This window comes from Pseudomonas viridiflava (assembly GCF_001642795.1).
Classification (GTDB): domain Bacteria; phylum Pseudomonadota; class Gammaproteobacteria; order Pseudomonadales; family Pseudomonadaceae; genus Aquipseudomonas; species Aquipseudomonas viridiflava.
The window spans coordinates 87279-107264 of record NZ_LKEH01000020.1 but is presented as its reverse complement, the minus strand read 5'-3'; the positions used below and the strand labels follow the sequence as shown (position 1 = coordinate 107264).

The window sequence follows — 19986 nt, the reverse complement described above, 5'->3', positions numbered from 1 at the left end:
CCGGCCGCACCCGGCGTGGCGGCGGAGCTGTACCTGGGCGGCGTCGGGCTGGCGCGGGGTTATCACAACCGCGCCGCGCTGACGGCCGAACGCTTTGTGCCGGACCCTTTCGACGAGCAGGGCGGTGGTCGTCTGTATCGCACCGGGGATCTGGCGCGCTACCGCCATGAAGGCGTGATCGAATACGCCGGGCGTATCGACCATCAGGTGAAGATTCGCGGGTTGCGCATCGAACTGGGTGAAATCGAAGCGCGGCTGCTTGAACACTCGGCCGTGCGTGAAGCCAGCGTGATCGACATCGACGGACCGACCGGCAAGCAACTGGTGGCCTATCTGGTGCCGAACGATGCGGATCAGGGATCAGAGGGCTTGCGTGAGGCCCTGAAATCGCAGCTCAAGTCCCACCTGCCGGATTACATGGTGCCCGCGCATTTCGTGCTGCTCGACGCCATGCCGCTGACCGCCAACGGCAAGCTGGACCGCCGCGCTCTGCCCAAGCCTGAAGCAGGCCGTGCGCAGGGTTACGTGGCGCCGCGTAGCGAGTTCGAACAACGTCTGGCTGCACTTTGGGAACAGGTGTTGCAGGTCGAACAGGTTGGATTGAACGACAACTTCTTTGCCTTGGGCGGACACTCGCTGCTGGCGGTTTCACTGGCCGGGCGGATTCGTGAAACCTTCGATGTGTCGATCAAGCTGCATGATTTCCTGCTGATGCAGACCCTGGGCGAACTGGCCGATTTCATGCGTGCTGGCGAGGCGAAGGTCAAATCGGCAGTCATTGCCATGAACGCCAGTGGCTCGACCCGCACGCCGGTGTTCTGCCTGCCGCCGGGCGGCGGCGGTACGTATTCCTATTATCCGCTGGCCGGGAAGCTGAATGACCACCGCCTGGTATACGGGCTGGTCAACAAGGCCTACGTGGTGCCGGGCTGGTTCGATACGTCATGGGCAGAGATGGTCGATTACTACGTCGAGCAGATTCGCAACACCCAGCCGGTCGGGCCTTACAGCCTGCTGGGCTGGTCGATGGGCGGCGCACTGGCCATCGACATCGCCCATCGTTTGGAAAGCGCAGGCGAAATCGTTGAGTTCGTGGGGCTGGTGGATACCCAGCTGCCCGTTTCCGTCGGCATTGAGTGGGTTGAGGAAGCGCCGGACGTCACGCGCCAGAAGCAGGACGAGAACTACTACCGCAGCCTGATCAAGAGTCTTCAGGCCTTTGTTCCGGGCTTGCAGGAAGAGGCCATTGTCCAGTTGATCGAAACGGCACGGCAGTCGGTTTCAAGCGAAAGCGAGGTGATTGATCGGGTGGTCGATCAGGTTGCACGCGACGCCGGGATGAGTGCCGACAGCCTGCGCAGCGTGTTCCAGGACATCGCCGTGCAGGACGAAATCGAAACCGGCTACCGCCTGCTCGACGCCAACGCCCGCCTGAGCGAAGCCTTCACCCTGAAACGGTTGAACGTCAACGTCGATTGCTGGTGGGCCGGACAAAGCCGCCAGCCCGACCAGATCGCCAAGGCTGAGCGGGTATTGCTCGAACAGTGCTCGGTAAACGGGCTGGCGAGTTCAAGCGTGGTTGATCAGCGTCACGACAACGTGGTGATTGCCGATGCGTTTCTGGATGGCTTGGTGGCGCGGCTGAGTGCCCCCGGACGCGGAGCGTCCTGAGCGGCATTCCCACGCGGAGCGTAGGAACGATCAGCGACGATGAGTGCTCCGCGAGGGCATGCAGCCCGGGACTCTTTGCGTCCCGATGGATCTTATGACTCGGAGATTCTGTAGAAAACGATCAGCGCGAGTCGGCAACGTGCAACATCAGAAATCCCCTCGCACGGTCAGGACGTAATTGCGTGGATCGCCGTAATAGTTGCCCCGGTCGATGTCGCCAGTAGCCTTGTAATACTTGCGGTCGAGCAGGTTGTTGCCGTTCAGCGCGATGGACCAGTGCTCGTCGACCTTCCACGACACGCGGGCATCCCAGATCGCCCGACCGGGGTTTTCGATGACCTGGGTCGATTCGGTTTCCCGGTAGCCGCTCTGGGCTGAAACGCCAGCGCCAACGGACAGCCGCCTCCAGGCGCCGGGCAGGGTGTAATTGCTGCTGATGCGTGCCATGTGCCGCGGAGTCTCGGCAGAAATGGACTGGCCGTCACTGCCGCGGGTGAGGTTGAAGGTATAGCCCGCCAGCGTCTGCAATCCCGGCAGCAACTCGCCGCTGACTTCCATCTCGAAACCCTTGCTGCGTCGTATCTCGCCGTTCAGGTAGCAGGTCCCGTAAGCGTCGTTCATCAGGCACTCGCCGACATGGGCATCGTCCTCGACCGCCACGTCTTTCTGTTTCACGTAAAACACCGCAAAGGAGACGTTCAGGCGTTTGTCGAACAGTTCGCCCTTGATCCCGGTTTCGTGACTGGCGCCGATGGCCGGATCGAGCAGGGCGCCGCCCGCCGTGCGATAGCCGCTCTGCGGCAGGAAAATATCGGTGTAGCTGGCGTACCACGACCAGTCCGGGGACAGGTCGTAGATCACACCGAGAAAGGGCGTGACTTCGTTGTCCTGTCGGGCGCGGGTCGTCAACCCGGCCGATTGGGTCTGATAGTCATACCCGCTCACACGGCCGCCCATGACCAGACTCAGTGATTCGGTCAGGCCCAGCCGTAGATTGCTGTAGACGCCGTAGCGCTTGTCGCTGAAGTCGGTGCTGCTCCAGGCCGGGCGCGCGGGTTCGGTAATTGCGTCGTGGTCGACGTTGAACACATCGACCGCACGAACCGTAGTCACGGTGGCGTAGCGTGAGTCGCGTTTCTGCTCCGACCAGTTGGCGCCCAGCGTCAACTGATGAGTCAGCCCGAACCCCTCGAAGCGGCCGTCCAGATGGGTGTCCAGGCCATCGCTTTGCAGATCGTCCGAACGGAACAGGGTCTTGACCAGCCGAGAGCCCGCCTGCGTTTGCGGGTCGATGGCGCCCTGGGCGTAGGCGACGTGCTGTTCGAACGACCCCTTGGAATGCGTCGCCGACAGCTTCGCCGTCCAGTCGTCGTCAAAACGGTGTTCCAGTTCGCTGAAGACTTCATCAGTCTGCGTCTCGTGACGGTTCCAGGATTGAGCCAGCGAGGTCGAGCGCGACACATCGAGCGCCCGGCCGTCGCTGTAGCGCGGCAGGCCGAATATCGAGAAGCCGTCAGTGTCCGCACGCTGATGGCGGATCCCGAGGGTCAGCGTGGTGTCCTCGCTCAGGTCACTTTCCAGAATCCCATAGAGCAGCGGGGCGGTCTTGTGCAGCACATCGATGAAGTAGCCCCGATCTTCATATGAAGCCACGAAGCGACCGCGCACACTGCCCGAGTCATTGAGGCGACTGCTGCCATCCAGATCGACGCGATAATTGTCCCAACTGCCTGCGCGGGTGGTCACCGAGAATTGAGGAACGGCCGTCGGACGCTTGCTTACCAGATTGACCGCTCCGCCCGGATTACCTGCGCCGATCAGCAGGCCCGCCGCGCCGCGCAATACTTCGACACGATCGTAGATGGCCATGTCCGGCGTCATCCAGCCGGTCACGCTGTAGCCCTGCCCGGAAACACCATCGATGGTGTAGCTTTCGTCCTCCATGGCGAAGCCCCGCGAGCTGTAGACGTGGGAGCCGAAGTTGCGTTGCGAGAAGGTAATGCCCGGCGTTTGCGCCATCACCTCATCAAGCCCGGTCAGGTTCTTGTCGTCCATCAACTGGCGGGTCATCACCGTCACGGATTGCGGTGTGTCACGCAGTGACTGAGGTGTCTTGTTGAGGCTCACGGCGGCGGTGGTGTAAGAGCCGCTACCCTCGGTGGTGACGCCAAACTGCTGTGCCTGAATCGCCACCGGTTTTAGCGTCACAGGCGGCAGAAGCGGCGTGCGGCCGAGCGTCAGGGTGTTGGCTTCGAAGGTATGCGCCACTCCAGCCTTGCGCAGCAGATCCGTGACAGCCTGCTCGGGCGTGAGCTTGCCGCGCACCACACCGCCGGTCTTGCCACGCACATCATCCGGGTTGTACAGCACTTGCAGATCGCCCTGGCGCGCCAGTTCTTTCAAGGCGCTGCTCAAGGGCTGGGCGGGAATGTCGAAGTCCAGCTCCTCGGCCATCGCCTGGCCCTGAAGCAACAGCGAAAACACCAGACCCAGCCCCCTCAACATCAACCCGGATTTCGGGCTTTTGTCGAAGGGTTTTACGCGTCCCGAGTGGCAGCGTCTTAAGGGTGGTGGCATAGCAGGAAGGCTCTTTTGGTACGCGCGTGCAGGATAGTGTATTTGTCGTCGGTCGGGTGTCAGTCTTCGTCAGCAGGCTCATTGTTTTTGACTTATCAGTCTGAGGGAGGCGGCTTGCCGGCGATGCAGCCAGCGCGGTGTCGCAGGCGGACCACGTTATCGTTCATCGCCGGCAAGTCGCCTCCCACAAGACCGTGTTCTTCAGGCTGTTTCCAGCATCGGGCAGACACCTTCGATGTCGGCACCGCGAAAGCACAAAAAGCCAAGGGTTTCCCCTTGGCCTTGTGGCTGTTGCCGTTATCCGTGAATCTGACGGTGGATCAGAAATCTCCGCGCAAGGTCAGGACGTAACTGCGCGGCTCGCCGTACACGTTGGAACGGTCGGTGGCCACGGCAGTGGAATAGTACTTACGGTCGAACAGGTTCTCGGCATTGAGCGAAACACGCCAGTTTTCGTCCAGCTTCCAGGAGGCACGCGCATCCCAGATCGCGCGACCTGAAACACCCAACTGGTCGTTGGAAGGCACTTCGTAACCCGAATCCGCCGACACACCGGCACCCAGGGTCAGGCGATTCCAGGCGCCCGGCAGGTTGTAGCTGGTGTTGAGGCGCAGCATGTGTTTCGGCGTTTCGTAGGCGACTTCCGCGTCGCCATTGTTACGCAGCATGTTGTAGGTATAACCGCCGAACACCTGCAGGCCCGGCAGCACTTCGCCGCTGGCTTCGAGTTCCACGCCCTTGCTGCGCTTGATGCCGTCCTGCACATAGCACGAACCGTCCGAGCTGGTCGGGCAGAACACGGAAGCGGCGTCGGCAGACAGGTCAACCGCGGCAACGTCCTTCTGCTTGATGTAGAACAGCGCCATCGACAGGTTCAAGCGCTTGTCGAACAACTCGCCCTTGAAGCCGGTCTCGTAGTTGGAACCGATGGCCGGATCCAGTGGCGAGCCAGCCACGTCGACGAAATCGGCTTGCGGCGTGAAGATATCGGCGTAACTGGCGTACCACGACCAGTTGTCGTTGATGTCGTAGATCAGACCGGCGAACGGGGTGAATTCCTGCGTCTGCTTGGATTCATAGCTGTTGGCTGCGCCGGTTTTTACATCGTACTTATAGTCATACCAGCTCAAACGGCTGCCGAGCACTACGCTCAATGGTTCGCTCAAGTGAATGCGCGCGTTGGCGTAAAGGCCCGCGCGCTCTTCGGTCATGTCGATGTCGTTGCCCCAGGCCGGACGCACCGGCTTGGCGAAAGCGTTCTGGTTGACGTTGAAAATGTTGATGGGCGAAGCCGTTCTGACCTGCGCCTGTTTGGTGTTGGATTTCTGTCTGGACCAGTCGGCACCCAGGGTCAACTGATGGTTCAGGCCGAACGCGTTGAAGTTGCCCTCCAGCTGGCTGTTCAGGCCGGTGCTGTTGACTTCGTCCTTACGGAACAGCGTGTTCTGGAAGGTCGAGCCTGCCAGTGTGGTCGGGTTCACCGCGCCGCGTGCATACGCAATCGCCTGATCAAACCCACCCTGGGAATAGGTCAATGAGGTCCGGCTTCTCCAGTCATCGTTGAAGCGGTGTTCGATTTCGGTGAAGACCTCGGTCATGTCGCTTTCGAGGCGGTTCCAGTCCTGCGCCAGGTTGGTCGAGCGCGACAGGCCCAGCGACTGGCCGTTGCTGTAGCGCGGCAGGCCATAGATGGAATAGCCGTTGATGACCTGTTCCTGACGACGCAGGCTCATGGTCAGCGTGGTGTCGTCGGTCACGTCGGCTTCGACAATGCCGTACAGCAGCGGCGTGCGGCTGTCGCGGCCATCCAGATAGGAGCCGCTGTCGTCATAGGCGGCGACCATACGGCCACGCAGGGTGCCCGAATCGTTGAGCTTGCCGCTACCGTCCAGATCGACCCGGTACTGATCCCAGGAACCGGCGCGGGTGGTGATCGAAAACTTGTTCTCGGCGGTCGGGCGCTTGCGCACCAGGTTCACTGCGCCGCCTGGCTGGCCTGCGCCGACCAGCAGACCGGACGCGCCGCGCAATACTTCGACACGGTCATAGATAGCCATATCCGGCTGCATCCAGCCAGTGATCTGATAGCCCTGACCGCCGATGCCATCGACCAGAAAGCTCTCCGCCAGCAGCGAGAAACCGCGTGAGGTGTACACGTGACCGCCGAAGTTGCGGTACTGGAAGCTCATGCCGGGCGTGTCTTCCAGAACGTCGCTGAGGCTGTTCAGGTTGTTGTCGTCCATCACCTGACGGGTCACGACGCTGACCGATTGCGGCGTTTCGCGCAATGACTGCGGCGCGCCCTTGCCAATGCTCACGGCGCCGGTGGTGTAGGAACCGGTCCCGTCGGTGGTGGTGCCCAGCGATTTGGAGTCGATGGCAGTCGGGGCCAGTGTCACCGTGCCTGCGGTGGCGGACCCTTCCGCAGCGGCTTCCTCTGCCTGAACCTGCGCAGCCAGCGGCATGCAAAGCGCGAAACCCATGGCTGCCATGGATGGTCGGGAAGTGAACATCGGGCGGAGCAGCAAAGCTTTGCTGAGCGGGGTGAGTCGTGACGGGTTGTGCATGACGTGGCTCTTTTAGTAAGTATCGGCAGAGGGCAGATAGCGTCGATCAGATCTGCGCGGTCTGGTCCAGCCAGCCATTCGCGCAGTCGTGAGCAACTTTTTTATGGGCAATCGGGGCGGGAAAGCAGTCATGCGCACCGTTGCTGTAAATGAGAACGAAAGCGAATCACTGTTATTTAATGAATTTTTCACATTGCGCGAAAAATAGATGGCGGATGGCTAGTAACGCTCATGTGCAGGTGGCCTGCAGAACCAAAAAGCCCCGCTCGCGGACAGGCCGGGCGGGGGCTCTCATGGTTGTACACAAGTCTGTCAAACACTGATGATCGTGCCCATCGCTCTGCGTAGGCATGCCGCCCGTGACGCTCCGCGTCACAAATGGTGNGGCCAAAGTAAGCAAAGCCTTTTGCTCCGGTTCCGGCCCCGGCTTCGCCGGGGTTCCTTCGTCCTGACACTAATTCGGGGGTCGCCGCAAATGAGCCATCCCTGGCTCAGTGCGGCTCAATCGGCATCCATGCCGATTGCCCCCCGAATCAGCGCCAGGACTCAGCCTTCACCCACGTCGCGATCTGCGGTGTTCATGCGATAGCGCTAAAAAAGCGCATCAGTGCCGCTGTCTCTCCGGATAGCCAGATAACGTGTGTATAACGATGAGCACGAGGCTTGGGGAGCGCTCGAAATCAGGCGGAAACGGAAGCGTTCTGGACCTGTTCGACGTCGATTTTGCCGGCCTGCATGCGCACCAGTTGGTCGGCGATGTAGAAATACCGGTCGTCGTGAGAAATCACGATGATGGTCTTGCCCTGTTGTTTGAGCTCAGGCAGCAGCTCGGTGTAGAACACGCGGCGGAAGGCCGGGTCCTGATCTGCAGCCCACTCGTCGAAGACCAGCACCTGACGCTCGTCCAGCCAGGCATTGATCAGCGCCAGACGCTTGCGCTGGCCGGTGGACAGGTCGGTGGTGGTAAACGCGCCGTCGCGGATGCTGACCTTGTTGGCGATGTCCAGCCGCTCCAGGTACTTGCCCGCGTCTTCGGGGAGACTGGCCTGTCCCTGCAGCGGCTCATCGAACAGGTAGTAGTCGGCAAAGATGGTGGTGAACAGCTGCCGATAATCATCCAGGTTTTCCGGCGTCACCGTCTGGCCGTTGAGGCGGATTTCGCCCTGCTGCGGCGTGTACAGGCCCAGCAGCAACTTGATCAGCGTGGTCTTGCCGCAGCCGTTCTCGCCGACGATGAACACGATATCGCCCTGCTTGATGCTCAGGTTGACCGGGCCGAGGTGGAACGCGTCGCTGCCTTCGACCGGCGGGTAGTCGTAACGCAGTTGATGCAGTTCCAGCGTCTTGAGACTGGCCAGCGAATTGGGCCGGTCGCTGACCAACAGGTGCGGCTCGGGACTTGAAAACTTCCACGACAGTTCGGCGATGCGGCGCATGGCGATCTGCGCGCGGCTGATGGCGGGCAGGGAGTTGATCAGGCGTTCCAGCGGGCCTTTCATGTACAGCATCACCAGCACGAAACCGCCCAGCACGGTCTTCTCGGTCGTCGGCCACAGGGCCTGAAAGGCGATGGCCATGCCAATCACTGCAAAGAACAGCATCGAGCCGAAGGTCTCTGCGCTGACGAAGATGTTCGCCGCACGGATGTTCGAGCGGCAGATCTGTTCGGTAGCACCCTGAATCTTTTCATCGAGCATGTGCTGACGACGCTTGCGCTGGATGCGTAGCTCCTTGGCACCCGCCGACAGCGCCTGATAGTGCTTCTGCAGTTCGTCCTCGCCGTTGCGTGCTGCCAGAATGCTGCGCATGCCGAATCGGTGGGCCAGGAACTGCGCACCGGTGCCCAGCACCACGGTCAGTACTGTCAGCGCCAGAATCTGCCAGGACAACAGCGCCAGATAGGTCAGGCAACCGAGGGTCACGGTGAAGGCGATCACCATCGGCGCCACCGACAGGGCGAAGGTGCTGAGGGTGTTGACGTCGTTGAGCAACACCGGAATCAGTCGATGCGAGCGGTAGCGTTCCAGTTGCTCGATAGGTGCCACCAGCACCTTGGCCGCCAGTTCGCGGCGCAGGTTGGCGACCACCCGCTGGCCCACGTAGTTGGTCGACAGGTTGGACAGTGTCGAACACGCCAGCGTCAGCACGCACAGCCCGGCGAACAGCAGCGCGGTATGGGTGTTCGGCCCGCCCGGCAGGTTCATCGCGTTGTTGATCGTGGCCAGCAGCGCCGTCACGCTCAGGCCACTGACGATCCCCAGCACCGTCGACAGCGCCACCAGCCACCAGAAGGGTTTGAGGATTCTCAGGGTTTCCCCGGCGAGGCTTTGGGTTTTGAGGGTCATGAGGGTTCTCGTGAGTGTTCGTGATTGCGGCCCCTGGCAAAGGCCGCAGGCTCGATGAGTCGGTCAGAGGTCGCGCATGACCCGGAAGCCCAGCCAGTCGCCACGCACATCCGGCTGACGGCTGTTGCGGTTGCCGGAGCGCGAGAAGATCGGCGCTTCGGTCCAGTCGTTGCCGCGGATCATCTTCCAGGTGCAATCGCCCGCCAGCCAGGCACTGCCGTCGGTGGGCGCGCCGTTGTAGTTGCTGGTCTCGCAGTCGGCAGTCCACTCGTACACGTTGCCGTGGGCGTCGTAGATGCCGAAGTCGTTCGGGCTGTAGCTGCCCGCCGGAGCGGTGTAGCTGAAGCCGTCTTCCGGGCCGTAGGTGTTGGCGTGTCTGGCGATGCCGTAGGGCTTGCCTTCATCCATCGGGAACGGGAACGAACCCTTGCTGCCGCCACGAGCGGCGTACTCACGGGCCGATTCGCTGACCATGCGATACGACTTGCCGGTCTTCTTCGACAGCCAGGCGACGTAGGCCTTGGCTTCGTTCCAGTCCATGCACACCGCAGGCTGACGCGGGCCCAGCGGATAGCGCGGCTTGCCCGCCTTGCACTCACGTCCTGGACGGGTGTCACCGTCCGGCATTTTGTAACCGGAGCTTTTGATGTAGGTGTCCCATTCGCCGCTCAGCACCTGAAACCGGCTGATGGCGAAGGGCTTGGCAAAGGTCACATCGTGCATCGGGCCTTCGTCCGGCTGGCGACCCAGTTCCTCTTCCGGCGCGCCCATGGTGAAGGTGCCCGCAGGCAGCACGACCATCTCGGGGCAATCCTTGCAGTCCTTGAAGACTTTGCCGGCCTCGGGTGTGGCCGCCTGAGCGTTGCCGCTCAAGGACAGGCCGAGCAGCGAGCTCAGGGACAGGGTGAACAGCATCTTTTTCATGACGGGCCTCAATGGCAAAAAACGGAAAGCAGGTGATGCGGAGCAGTTATGCAGGCGTCAGGTACGCTGGCTGAGCAGCGCCATGAAACGGTCGACCTCGGCTTCGCTGTTCAACAGGCCCGGCGCGGTACGCACCACCGGGCCGACATCGCGGCTCACTGCATCGACCACCATGCGGTTTTTCATCAGCCAGGCGGCAACGTCGTCGCTGGCCTGATCCTTGATTCTGAAAAAACTGAAGCCTGCCGACAGGGAAGGGTCCATCGGGGTGACCAGCTCGATAGTGCGTTGCGCCTGCAAACGTTCCTTCATGTAGCTGTTGAGCTGATGAATGCGCGCCTGCACGTCAGCCTTGCCCAGCTGCAGGTGCAACTCGAAGGCCTTGTTCAACGCCCAGCGATGTTCGAACGAGTGGTAGCCGCCCGGCGTCATGGTGGTAGCGAAATTGGTCGCTTCGGAAAAGGTCGGGATCGTCGGCGTGAGGTCGGTCATCTGTTCCGAACGGGCGCAGACAATCCCGGTGCCGCGCGGGCCAAACATCCATTTGTGGGTGCCCGCCACGAAGTAGTCGCACTTCATGTCCGGGAAATCCAGATTCTCCACGCCAAAGCCGTGCACGCCGTCGACCACATAGATAATGCGGTCCCTGGCGTCGCGGTTGCGGTTGTGCTCTTCGACCAGCTCACCGATGGCCCCGAGCGGCAGCTTCACGCCGCTGCCCGATTGCACCCAGGTCATGCCCAGTACACGTGTATTGGGTTGAATGCTGCGGGCAATCGAGCCGATGATCTCGTCGGCTGAGACCTGCGCCGGGTCTTTAAACAGGCGGATCCTGCGCACCTGAGTGCCGTCACGCTGCTGGCGGAAGTTGAGGATGCTGCGTGCGCAGGAGTGCTCGTGCTCAGTGGTGAGAATTTCCTGATCCGGGCGTATGTGCAGCCCGCCATAAATGATCGCCAGCCCTTCGGTGGTACTGCCGGTCAGGGCGATCTGGCCGGGTTTGGCGTTCAGGTACTTGCCCGCCCAGACACGCACGTCATGTTCACGCAGTTCGGTTTCCTGCAGATCCCAGTCCATTGCCAGACCGGGGTTGCGGTCTATGTGGGCGCGGTGCTGCTCGATGGCATCCCGCACCGGCTTCGGGTGCGAGGTCACCAGGAAGTTGGAGAAGTGGATGTAGTCCGGGTCCTGATTGAACAGCTGTTTCAAGCCGATCCACTTGTCTGCTGATACGGGCTCTTTTGTGGCGGCCACAGCAGGCGCTATCAGGCCCGAGCCGAGCGGTAGGGCGGCGGCCAGCAGCCCGGCCTGTTTGAGGAACGTTCTGCGATCAGTCATGGCTGGGCCACCGGTTTGGCCGAGGCCTGCACCTGTTCCCAGACGCGCAGGAAGTTGCCGCCCCACAGTTTGGCAATGTCCGCTTCGGCATAGCCGCGCTCGATCAGCTCGGCGGTCACGTTGCGGATTTCGCTGACGTCGTTGAAGCCTTTCACGCCGCCGCCGTCGTTGAAGTCGGAACTGATGCCGACGTGATCGATGCCGATCTTGCGCACGGTATAGTCGATGGCGTTGACGAAATCCTTGACCGTGGCCTTGGGCTCTTCTTCGAGAATCGCGTACAGCTTGCTGGCGTAGGCACCGAAGCGCTGCTCGGGCCAGACCGTGATGATCGCGTCGCCGGGCATCAGCGCCATGGCCAGATTCGGCAGAGGCGGCAGGTCGAATTCCTTGCGCAGCGTATTGAGCTTGTCCTGGGTTTTCTGACTCAAGGGCTTGAGGTAGGCGGGGAAGGCCACCACTTGCACCACGCCGCCGCTCTGCTTGATCAGCTGCATTTCCTCATCGCTGAGGTTACGCGGGATGTCCACCAGCGCACGCGGTGCCGAGTGCGAGGCGACCATTGGCGTGCGGCTCAATTGGCTGACCTGTTCCAGTGCCTTGCTCGACATCTGCGATACATCAATGATCACGCCCAGGTCGTTCAGGCGCTGTACGGCCTGTTTGCCGATCTCGGACAAGCCGCCCAGTGCATCCGGCGTATCGTTGAGGAAGGGCAGCGGGCGCGACGAGTCCGCCCAGCTGTTGTTGCCCACGTAACTGAAGCCGAACATGCGCATGCCCCGTGCGGTCCAGCGGTCCAGCGCATCGAGGTCGTTGCCCAGCGGGTAGGCGTTGAGCATGCTGATGAAGATCGCAAACTTGCCTTCGCCCTGCAGGCGGCGCATGTCGTCCGGGGTGTAGGCGATGCCGACCTGATTGGGGAAGTCGCGCACCATGCCGGTGATGATCTTGTAACGCACTTCCTGTTGCTGCCGCGCCTCATCGACGAAGCCGGGCGTAGGGCGATGCGGTGCGTTGGGGCCGTTCCAGATTTCCGGCCAGCCGAACACCGTCAGTGCGGCGCCGGACAGCCGCCCGCGTGCGGTTTTCACCAGATCGAACTGGCCTGAGCCATCCTTGTCGGCTTCGTTGCGCTCGCTGCCGAACTTCATCGGCACGGTGATGTGGCTGTCGAAGGAAATGATCCGTTCCTGCAGGTCTTCGGCCTGTTTCATGACCTTCACCGGGTAACCCGCTGGCGACCAGTAATTCCAGGTCAGATAACCCGCGCCTGCACTGATGGCCAGAGCCAGGGGCAGGCCGATGAAGAGAGCCTTTTTCCAACGCGGTCTTGTCATTGCCGTCTCGTTCAGATGATCGGTGCAGGCCTGCCTCGCATGTGGGCATCGGGGCCGTTGCTATCTGGGGAGAACGAGCGGATGGCGAGAAAATTTAGCGGTGGTTTTCTCAGGCCGCGACTGATCGCGCCCATGCTCCATGTTGGCATACCGCCCACGACGCTCTGCGTCACATTCGAGAGCGGACGCGACACGAAGCATCAGGATGACCCTGATTTTCTTCCCGAAAATCGCCTTTAATTTTGCCAGCGAGCCGTTTTTCTCGTAGCGTGCTCGTGCCGGCCTGTTGAATGGGGAAACGGCAACGACCATTCTCCCAGGTACAGCCGCTTTGACCCCGACCGAACTGCAACATCTTCAGAGCCGCTTGAAGGCTCTGGAGGACGAAAATGCCCTGCTCAAGGAGCGCCTGAGCGTCAACGGTCGGGAGGCCGAAGACGCACTGGCGCTGTCCCAGGAGCGCTACCGCTTTCTGTTCGACGCCATGGACGAAGGCTTTTGTGTCATCGAGTTTTTCGACGGCCCCCATGGCCCGCTCAGCGACTACATTCATATCGAAGCCAACCCGGCTTACGAGTACCACGCGGGTATCCCCAACGTGGTCGGCAAAAAGCTGCGCGAGATGGTGCGCGAAGAGGCCGATGACTGGGTGAGGTTCTACGGACAGGTGCTGGCGACCGGTGAACCGATCCGCTTCGAACGTGAGCTTGAGGCAACCGGCCGCTATCTGGCATTGACGGCGTTTCGTATCGAACCGGCCAGCCGCAAGCAGGTTGCCGTACTGTTTCAGGACATCACCGAACGCAAGCGTGCGGAACGTGCGCTGCAGCACCTCAACGAAACCCTTGAAGCCCGTGTTATCGAAGCGGTGGCCGAGCGCAATGTGCTGGCCGATGTGGTCAACGGCACCAACGCGTTCATTCATGTCATTGACTCCAACTATCGCTGGATCGCCATCAACGGCTCGGCGTTACGCGAGTTCGAGCGACTGTTCGGCGTACGGCCCAAGGTCGGCGACAGCATGCTGGAGATGCTGGTTGATCGGCCCGAAAGTCAGACTGGTCTCCATCAACGCTGGGCTCGGGCCTTGTCAGGCGAAGATTTCGCCATCAGCGTCAACTTCAGTGATTCCAATGATCCTTCCAGCCATTTCGAGATGCGCTACAGCAGCTTGCGCAATGCTGAAGGCCAGCCGATCGGCGCTTATCTGTTCGCCTACGACGTCAGCGAGCGGCGTCGTGAGCAGGAGCGCCTGACGCAAGCCGAAGAAGCCTTGCGCCAGTCGCAGAAAATGGAAGCGGTCGGCCAGTTGACCGGCGGCATCGCCCACGACTTCAACAACCTGCTGACTGGGATCACCGGTTCGCTGGAACTGCTCAAGAATCGTCTCAGCCAGGGACGTTTCACTGAAATCGACCGTTACGTGGCTGCCGCTCAGGACGCCTCCAAGCGCGCCGCCTCACTGACTCATCGCCTGCTGGCGTTCTCCAGACGGCAAACCCTGGACCCAAAGCCGGTCGATATCAATCGACTCGTGGTGGGCATGGAAGAGCTGATCCGCCGCACGGTCGGGCCGCACATCACCGTGGAAGTCGTGACCTCGGTCGGGCTGTGGTCAACCTTCATCGACGCGCCGCAACTGGAAAACGCGCTGCTGAATCTGTGCATCAACGCCCGGGACGCCATGCCACGCGGCGGACGGATCACCATTGAAACCGCCAATAAATGGATTGATCAGCGCGGTTCCCAGAGCCGTGACCTTTCGCCCGGCCAGTACCTGTCGCTGTGTGTCAGCGACACCGGCACCGGGATGACGCCAGAGGTGATGAACCGCGCCTTCGATCCGTTCTTCACCACCAAGCCGCTGGGGCAGGGCACCGGCCTCGGGCTGTCGATGGTGTATGGCTTCGTGCGCCAGTCCGGCGGACAGGTGCGGATCTATTCCGAACCGGATCAGGGCACCACGATGTGCCTTTACCTGCCGCGTCATTATGTGGGTGCACCTGAAGAGGTAGAGACCGTCGAGGCGTCCGAATCGCTGAGAACCCAGAGCCTGCGAACCGTGATGATCGTCGATGACGAGCCCACGATCCGTATGCTCGTGGCCGAAGTGCTCGAAGACCAGGGCTACATTCCCATTGAGGCGGGCGAGGGTGCCTCTGCGCTCAAGGTGCTGGAATCCGACAAGCGCATCGACCTGCTGGTGACCGATGTGGGCTTGCCGGGCGGCATGAACGGCCGCCAGTTGGCCGACGCAGCACGGGTCATCCGTCCAGACCTGAAGGTGCTGTTCATCACCGGGTATGCGGAAAACGCCATCATCGGCAATGGCCATCTGGATCCGGGCATGTGGGTGCTGACCAAGCCCTTCACCATGGAGGCACTCGCCAGCCGGATCTACGAAATGATCGAGCGCGAGGACTGACTCCGCGATCTGCCGCCTTCCCGGCTCGCACGTTCCGGTCACTGTAAAATCACGGTGTCCGGAACGTTGCGCCGTTGAGAAAGACTATGAAACTCTGACGCGCCAACCTTTCGTCGCACGCGCTTGGTTCTTTCGAATCTTTCTATCCGATTGCTGCCTCTCAACCCTTGATGGTGATGATGTTCGCTAAGTCGTCGATCCGTCACTGACGGTCGTTAGCTGATTTTGCCCAAACAAAGCCATGCTTTACGCCTGAAAGGGGAGAAATCATGTTTCTTCACAATAAACGTTTGCAGTACACGGTTCGTGTCTCTGAGCCCAATCCGGGGCTAGCCAATCTATTGCTGGAGCAGTTCGGTGGTGCACAAGGCGAACTGGCCGCCGCCAGCCGCTACTTCACTCAAGCGCTGTCCGAAGATGATCCAGGCCGCAAGGATCTGCTGTTCGACATCGCGACCGAAGAACTGAGCCACCTGGAGGTGGTGGGGTCGATCATTGTCATGCTCAACAAGGGTGCCAAGGGCAAGATCGCCGAGGGCATCCAGGCCGAAGGTGAGCTGTATCGTGAGATCAACGGAGCGGGAAATGACTCGCACATCACCAGCGTGCTCTACGGCGCGGGCGCACCGCTGATCAACTCGGCCGGTGTGCCGTGGACGGCGGCCTATATCGATACCATAGGTGAGCCTACGGCCGATATGCGCTCCAACATTGCCGCCGAGGCGCGGGCCAAGATCGTCTATGAGCGCTTGATGAACGTGACCGATGATCCCGGCGTCAAGGACGCGCTCGGGTTTTTGATGACCCGTGAGATTGCCCACCAGCTCTCTTTTGAAAAAGCGCTGCACTCGATTCAGCCGAATTTCCCGCAGGGCAAGCTGCCAGGCATGCCGGAGTTCAGCCGCACATACTTCAACATGTCCAGCGGCGACGCGAGCCCGCGGGGTCCTTGGAACAGCGAAGAGTACTTTGATTATGTCGAGGAGCCCCGTCCAGCCGTCGATGGCGGAGACGGAACGGCGTCTGTCGTGCTCAGTGAGGATGATGAGGCCACGTTGATGATCATGAAGCAGAGGACGCAATCTGACCCTTCTGCAGAGGTACCGATCACAGGGGCAGAGCTGGGCTCGGGAGAGATGCCTGGCAAGCTGGGAAGTGGCAACGGTCAGGTCTGAGGAATCAGATGAGGTTCGACAAAAACTGCTGTCCTGACGCGGATGGCAGTTTTTCCATCGAAAAAATTGCGTGGCGCACGCCGATGAGTGCGCCTCAGCGGGTCGGCATCACCTGAAACTCGCCTTTGGACAAGCCTTGCACGTCATTGCCCATGCTGTCGCGCAGGCTCAGGTCGGCACCCTTGTCGGTCAGCTCCTTGAGCACTTCAGTGCGCTTGAACAGTGCCGCGTACATGGCGGCCGTCTGGCCGGCATTGTTGGTCAGGTTGGCGCCGCAATCGGCCTGCACGAGGCGTTTGGCGATGCTCAGCTCACCCTTGAAAATTGCACCCATCAGGGCGGTATTGCCACGCTTGTCCTTCGCGCACGGGTCAGCACCCGCGTCGATCAGGCGTACGACAGAATCTTCATGGCCGTGATACGCCGCGAGAATAAGGCCGGTATAGCCTTGTTCGTCCCGGACATTGAGGTCGTAATGCGCTTCGATGAAGGTGTCCAGCATCGGATTGTTGCCTTCACGCGACGCATCGAAGAACAGTGTGCGCAACTGATTGGCAGTCTGCTCGGCGGTCAGGTTCCGGGCGGGTGTGGATTGAACAGGGTCGGGTTGGGCGGGCACGGGTTGCTCGGCATGGGCAACGGCGGTCAACAGCAGCAGTCCGTAAAGAAGGGTTTTCACTGGCGTTCTCCTGGTCTGGCCTGGACCGCCCCGGCTGCAAGCGCCGGGGCGGGACATCAGGTCATCAGTCTTTGAGGCTGGCAGCCAACGATTTGACTTTGCCCAGATCACCCTTGGCCACTTCGGTTACCCGAGTGCCGTAGGTTGGATCGGCCTTGTACAGGTACGACAGCATGATGTTCTTGCTCTCGGTGTCGGTATCGGCCAGCGACTCACCGAAGCTCTGGACCAGGTCGGTCTGCTCTTTCGGGGTGTACGAACGATACAGATCACCGGCCTGCTTGAAGTTCTGCTCACGCGTGATCTTCGCCTGCTGGGTGGTGCCGCTGATTGGCAGCTGGCTGTAGCGTGCGCTGTCCACGGAAGGACGCGGTTCCAGACGGCTTGGCTCGTAATTGACGCCGCTGGTGGTGTGGCCGGCGTTCATCGCGCCATCCTGGTTGCCATTGTTGACGGCGACTTTAGGCTGGTTGACCGGCAGGCTCAGGCCGTTGGCGCCCAGGCGATACATCTGGGTGTCGGCATAAGAGAACACGCGACCTTGCAGCAGGCGGTCTTCGGACGGCTCGATGCCAGGTACCAGGTTGGCCGGGGCCATGGCGACCTGCTCGGTTTCCTGGAAGAAGTTGTCGACGTTCTTGTTCAGGACCATCTGACCGATTTTCTTCTCGGGGACGTCAGGCCAGATTTTGGTAGCGTCCAATGGATCGAAGTCGAACTTGGCCAGCTCTTCAGGCTTGAGCACCTGAATGTAGAGGTCCCATTTCGGGAAATCGCCTTTCTTGATCGCGCCGACCAGATCGTTGGTCAGGTGGCTGTAGTCCTTGGACTGGACTTTAGCGACTTCGTCAGGATCAAGGTTCTTGATGCCTTGCAGGGTTTTCCAGTGGAACTTGACGTAGTGTACTTCGCCCTTGGCGTTGACCAGTTTGTAGGCGTGCACACCGTTACCGTCCATGAAGCGGTAGCCAGCTGGCGTCCCTTCGTTGGAGTAGAGCAGGGTCAGGGTGCGGGTGGCTTCAGGCACGTGGGAGAAGAAGTCGAAACGACGCGAATCGTTGTCCAGGTTGGTGCGTGGATCAGGTTTGAAGGCATGCACCATGTCCGGGAACTTGATGGCATCGCGGATGAAGAAGGTCGGGAAGTTGTTGCCTACCAGGTCCCAGTTACCGTCTGCCGTGTAGAACTTGGTCGCGAAGCCGTGCGGGTCGCGCAGGGTTTCAGGAGAGTGGTTGCCGTGCACCACGGAAGAGAAACGTACGAAGACCGGGGTTTTTTCGCCGGACTTGAAAACGGTCGCCTTGCTCAGGTCGCTGATGTCGGCCGATGCGGTGAACTCGCCTTTCACGCCTGTACCGCGGGCATGCACGACACGCTCCGGGATGCGTTCGCGGTCGAAACGCTGCAGTTTCTGCAGCAGTTGAACGTCCTGCAGCAGCACCGGGCCCTGGGCACCTGCTGTCTGGGAGTTCTGGTTGTCCCCGACCGCCGCGCCATTGTCGCGGGTCAGGGTGTCGGCTGCGTAGGCGGCCGGAATGCTGATAAGGCCGACTGCTGTTAAACGAACCATGTTTCTGGACCAGTTTAATAACGGCATTTTGAATCCCTCATATTTTTTTAGTAGGCGGGGCCATGTTATGCGCGCGGGAGGAAAGTGAGCGATTATAAAAATCAATCGGGGTGATTGAGATAAATACTTGCGCCCGAATGGAACCGAGTGTCTGGTTGTCTTGAAAATAGTATGGGTCGTTTAAAGGATGGTGGCATTAAAGATTAATTCATGTAGTTCAGTGGCTTTATATTGAGCTGCTAATACTATAACTCCATGATATGTATGAATTTATCGAATTTTATGGTGCCACTATACGCTGCATTTAAGAGGGTGGGTTTTCAGTTAATGAAAACCAGTCGCATTGTTCATGAATAAGGATTCTTTCGTTAAACTTTAAGTTTTAGAACGAGCGTCCCAGAGTAATGAGCGTTTATTGTTTGGAGTGGTGGCTCATTGATGTTGGTTTTTCATGTGCGCAGCGCGCACTAAGAAATAAGCTGTAACAGTTCTGTCGGTAATAACTAAATCAGATGTTGGCGCGGAAACTCCGATTGAAGCTCGTTGGTTCGGCTCATGACACCCTGGCGGGTTATCATGTCGCGCCACCTGCCTCAGGCAAGCCTCATCCTCGGAGCCAGACGTTCAATGTCCACTGTCATGCTGTTGCAAAGCCCGCCGCCGGAATTCATTCGAAGCCAGATTCAGCAGATGGTCGTCGATTACGTCACCGACATCAGTCTGGTTGCCATCTCGCCAAGCAATCCGCTGTACAACCTCTATCAGTACGGGGTCGGTTACGAGGTGCATCTTTACCTCAATGCAATGGATGGCTCCGGCAGCATGGCCGTCGAACTGATCGTGGCACTGGATGACGAGGACCCGGAAACGGTACTGGGTTTTCTGTTGTATCTGCCGGTGCAGGGCGATCCGGACGCGTGCGCGGTGGCCTACATGGCGGTTCGGGAAAGCCACCGAGGGCAGGGCATCGCGCGCTCGATGCTGGAGAAGATGGTTGGCCGATACCCGCATGCAGAGTTGTACTGCGTGGTCGACAAGGTGCCGTATTTCGAGTCGCTGGGCTTTCAGGTATTGGGCGCGCGCGGTCCGCACGTGATCATGAACACCCGTGATCACGGCACCGAAGGGTTGCTCGCAGTGATGGACATTGCGCCGATCTATAGCTCAGTAGAAGTGCGGCAGATTCACGCCTACCTGCTCAAACAGCACGGAGACAAGGCGATGGCTGATGCCGAGAAAGAACGGGACCGACGCCTTGACCGGATGACGCAGGAGGCGAAGGCCTTTGTCGAGCAGCATCGAGGACAGCATGGGACACAGCAGCCGATTCTGCTTCACTGACCCCTGGCCTTGAGTGTTTCGAGGCGTTCTAAAG

General features: G+C 60.3%; 12 protein-coding genes. 4 read left to right on the top strand and 8 right to left on the bottom strand.

Features of this window, described 5'->3' with window-relative positions; genetic code table 11:
• Positions 1–1671 (top strand): thioesterase domain-containing protein (locus AO065_RS08035; protein ID WP_155737746.1); only part of this gene is annotated, 1671 nt, incomplete at its 5' end.
• 147 nt (positions 1672–1818) lie between these two features.
• On the opposite strand, the gene AO065_RS08030 is transcribed toward AO065_RS08035, so the two are convergent.
• From AO065_RS08030 to pvdM, 6 genes are all read right to left on the bottom strand, one after another.
• Entirely contained in the window at positions 1819–4248 is a 2430-nt protein-coding gene (locus AO065_RS08030; RefSeq protein WP_032652517.1) for a TonB-dependent siderophore receptor, read from the bottom strand.
• Between the two features lie 320 nt (positions 4249–4568).
• Complete coding sequence (locus AO065_RS08025; protein WP_004888049.1) at positions 4569–6815, bottom strand: TonB-dependent siderophore receptor; 2247 nt, start codon at positions 6813–6815, stop codon at positions 4569–4571.
• Between the two features lie 680 nt (positions 6816–7495).
• Positions 7496–9160, bottom strand: a complete 1665-nt coding sequence (locus tag AO065_RS08020) for a cyclic peptide export ABC transporter (protein ID WP_004887244.1) — start codon at positions 9158–9160, stop codon at positions 7496–7498.
• 63 nt (positions 9161–9223) lie between these two features.
• Positions 9224–10084, bottom strand: coding sequence for a dihydropyoverdine dehydrogenase (gene pvdO / locus AO065_RS08015; protein ID WP_004887242.1), 861 nt, complete (start codon positions 10082–10084; stop codon positions 9224–9226).
• A 57-nt stretch (positions 10085–10141) separates the two neighbouring features.
• The gene (pvdN, locus tag AO065_RS08010; RefSeq protein ID WP_004887240.1) at positions 10142–11422 is read right to left on the bottom strand and encodes a pyoverdine-tailoring periplasmic protein PvdN; all 1281 of its coding nucleotides are present in this window, start codon (positions 11420–11422) and stop codon (positions 10142–10144) included.
• Positions 11419–12762: a pyoverdine-tailoring dipeptidase-like protein PvdM gene (gene pvdM / locus AO065_RS08005; RefSeq protein WP_004887238.1), complete on the bottom strand. Its 1344-nt coding sequence runs from the start codon at positions 12760–12762 to the stop codon at positions 11419–11421. The genes pvdN and pvdM overlap by 4 nt, the downstream gene beginning before the upstream one ends.
• A 331-nt stretch (positions 12763–13093) precedes the next feature.
• On the opposite strand from pvdM, the gene AO065_RS08000 reads away from it, so the two are divergent.
• Together AO065_RS08000 and AO065_RS07995 are read left to right on the top strand one after the other, a co-directional pair.
• Complete coding sequence (locus AO065_RS08000) at positions 13094–15187, top strand: hybrid sensor histidine kinase/response regulator (RefSeq protein ID WP_004887237.1); 2094 nt, start codon at positions 13094–13096, stop codon at positions 15185–15187.
• Positions 15188–15456: 269 nt separating this feature from the next.
• Positions 15457–16362, top strand: coding sequence for a manganese catalase family protein (locus tag AO065_RS07995; protein WP_004887234.1), 906 nt, complete (start codon positions 15457–15459; stop codon positions 16360–16362).
• A gap of 94 nt (positions 16363–16456) precedes the next feature.
• Here the strand turns inward: AO065_RS07995 and AO065_RS07990 are convergent, their stop codons facing one another.
• Together AO065_RS07990 and katB are read right to left on the bottom strand one after the other, a co-directional pair.
• Positions 16457–17041: an ankyrin repeat domain-containing protein gene (locus tag AO065_RS07990; protein WP_004887233.1), complete on the bottom strand. Its 585-nt coding sequence runs from the start codon at positions 17039–17041 to the stop codon at positions 16457–16459.
• A 64-nt stretch (positions 17042–17105) separates the two neighbouring features.
• Positions 17106–18611 (bottom strand): catalase KatB, encoded by a 1506-nt coding sequence (katB, locus tag AO065_RS07985; protein WP_004887231.1) that lies wholly within the window; start codon positions 18609–18611, stop codon positions 17106–17108.
• Between the two features lie 627 nt (positions 18612–19238).
• Between katB and AO065_RS07980 the strand changes: the two genes are divergently transcribed.
• Entirely contained in the window at positions 19239–19952 is a 714-nt protein-coding gene (locus AO065_RS07980; RefSeq protein WP_032652296.1) for a GNAT family N-acetyltransferase, read from the top strand.
• Positions 19953–19986 lie beyond the last annotated feature (34 nt).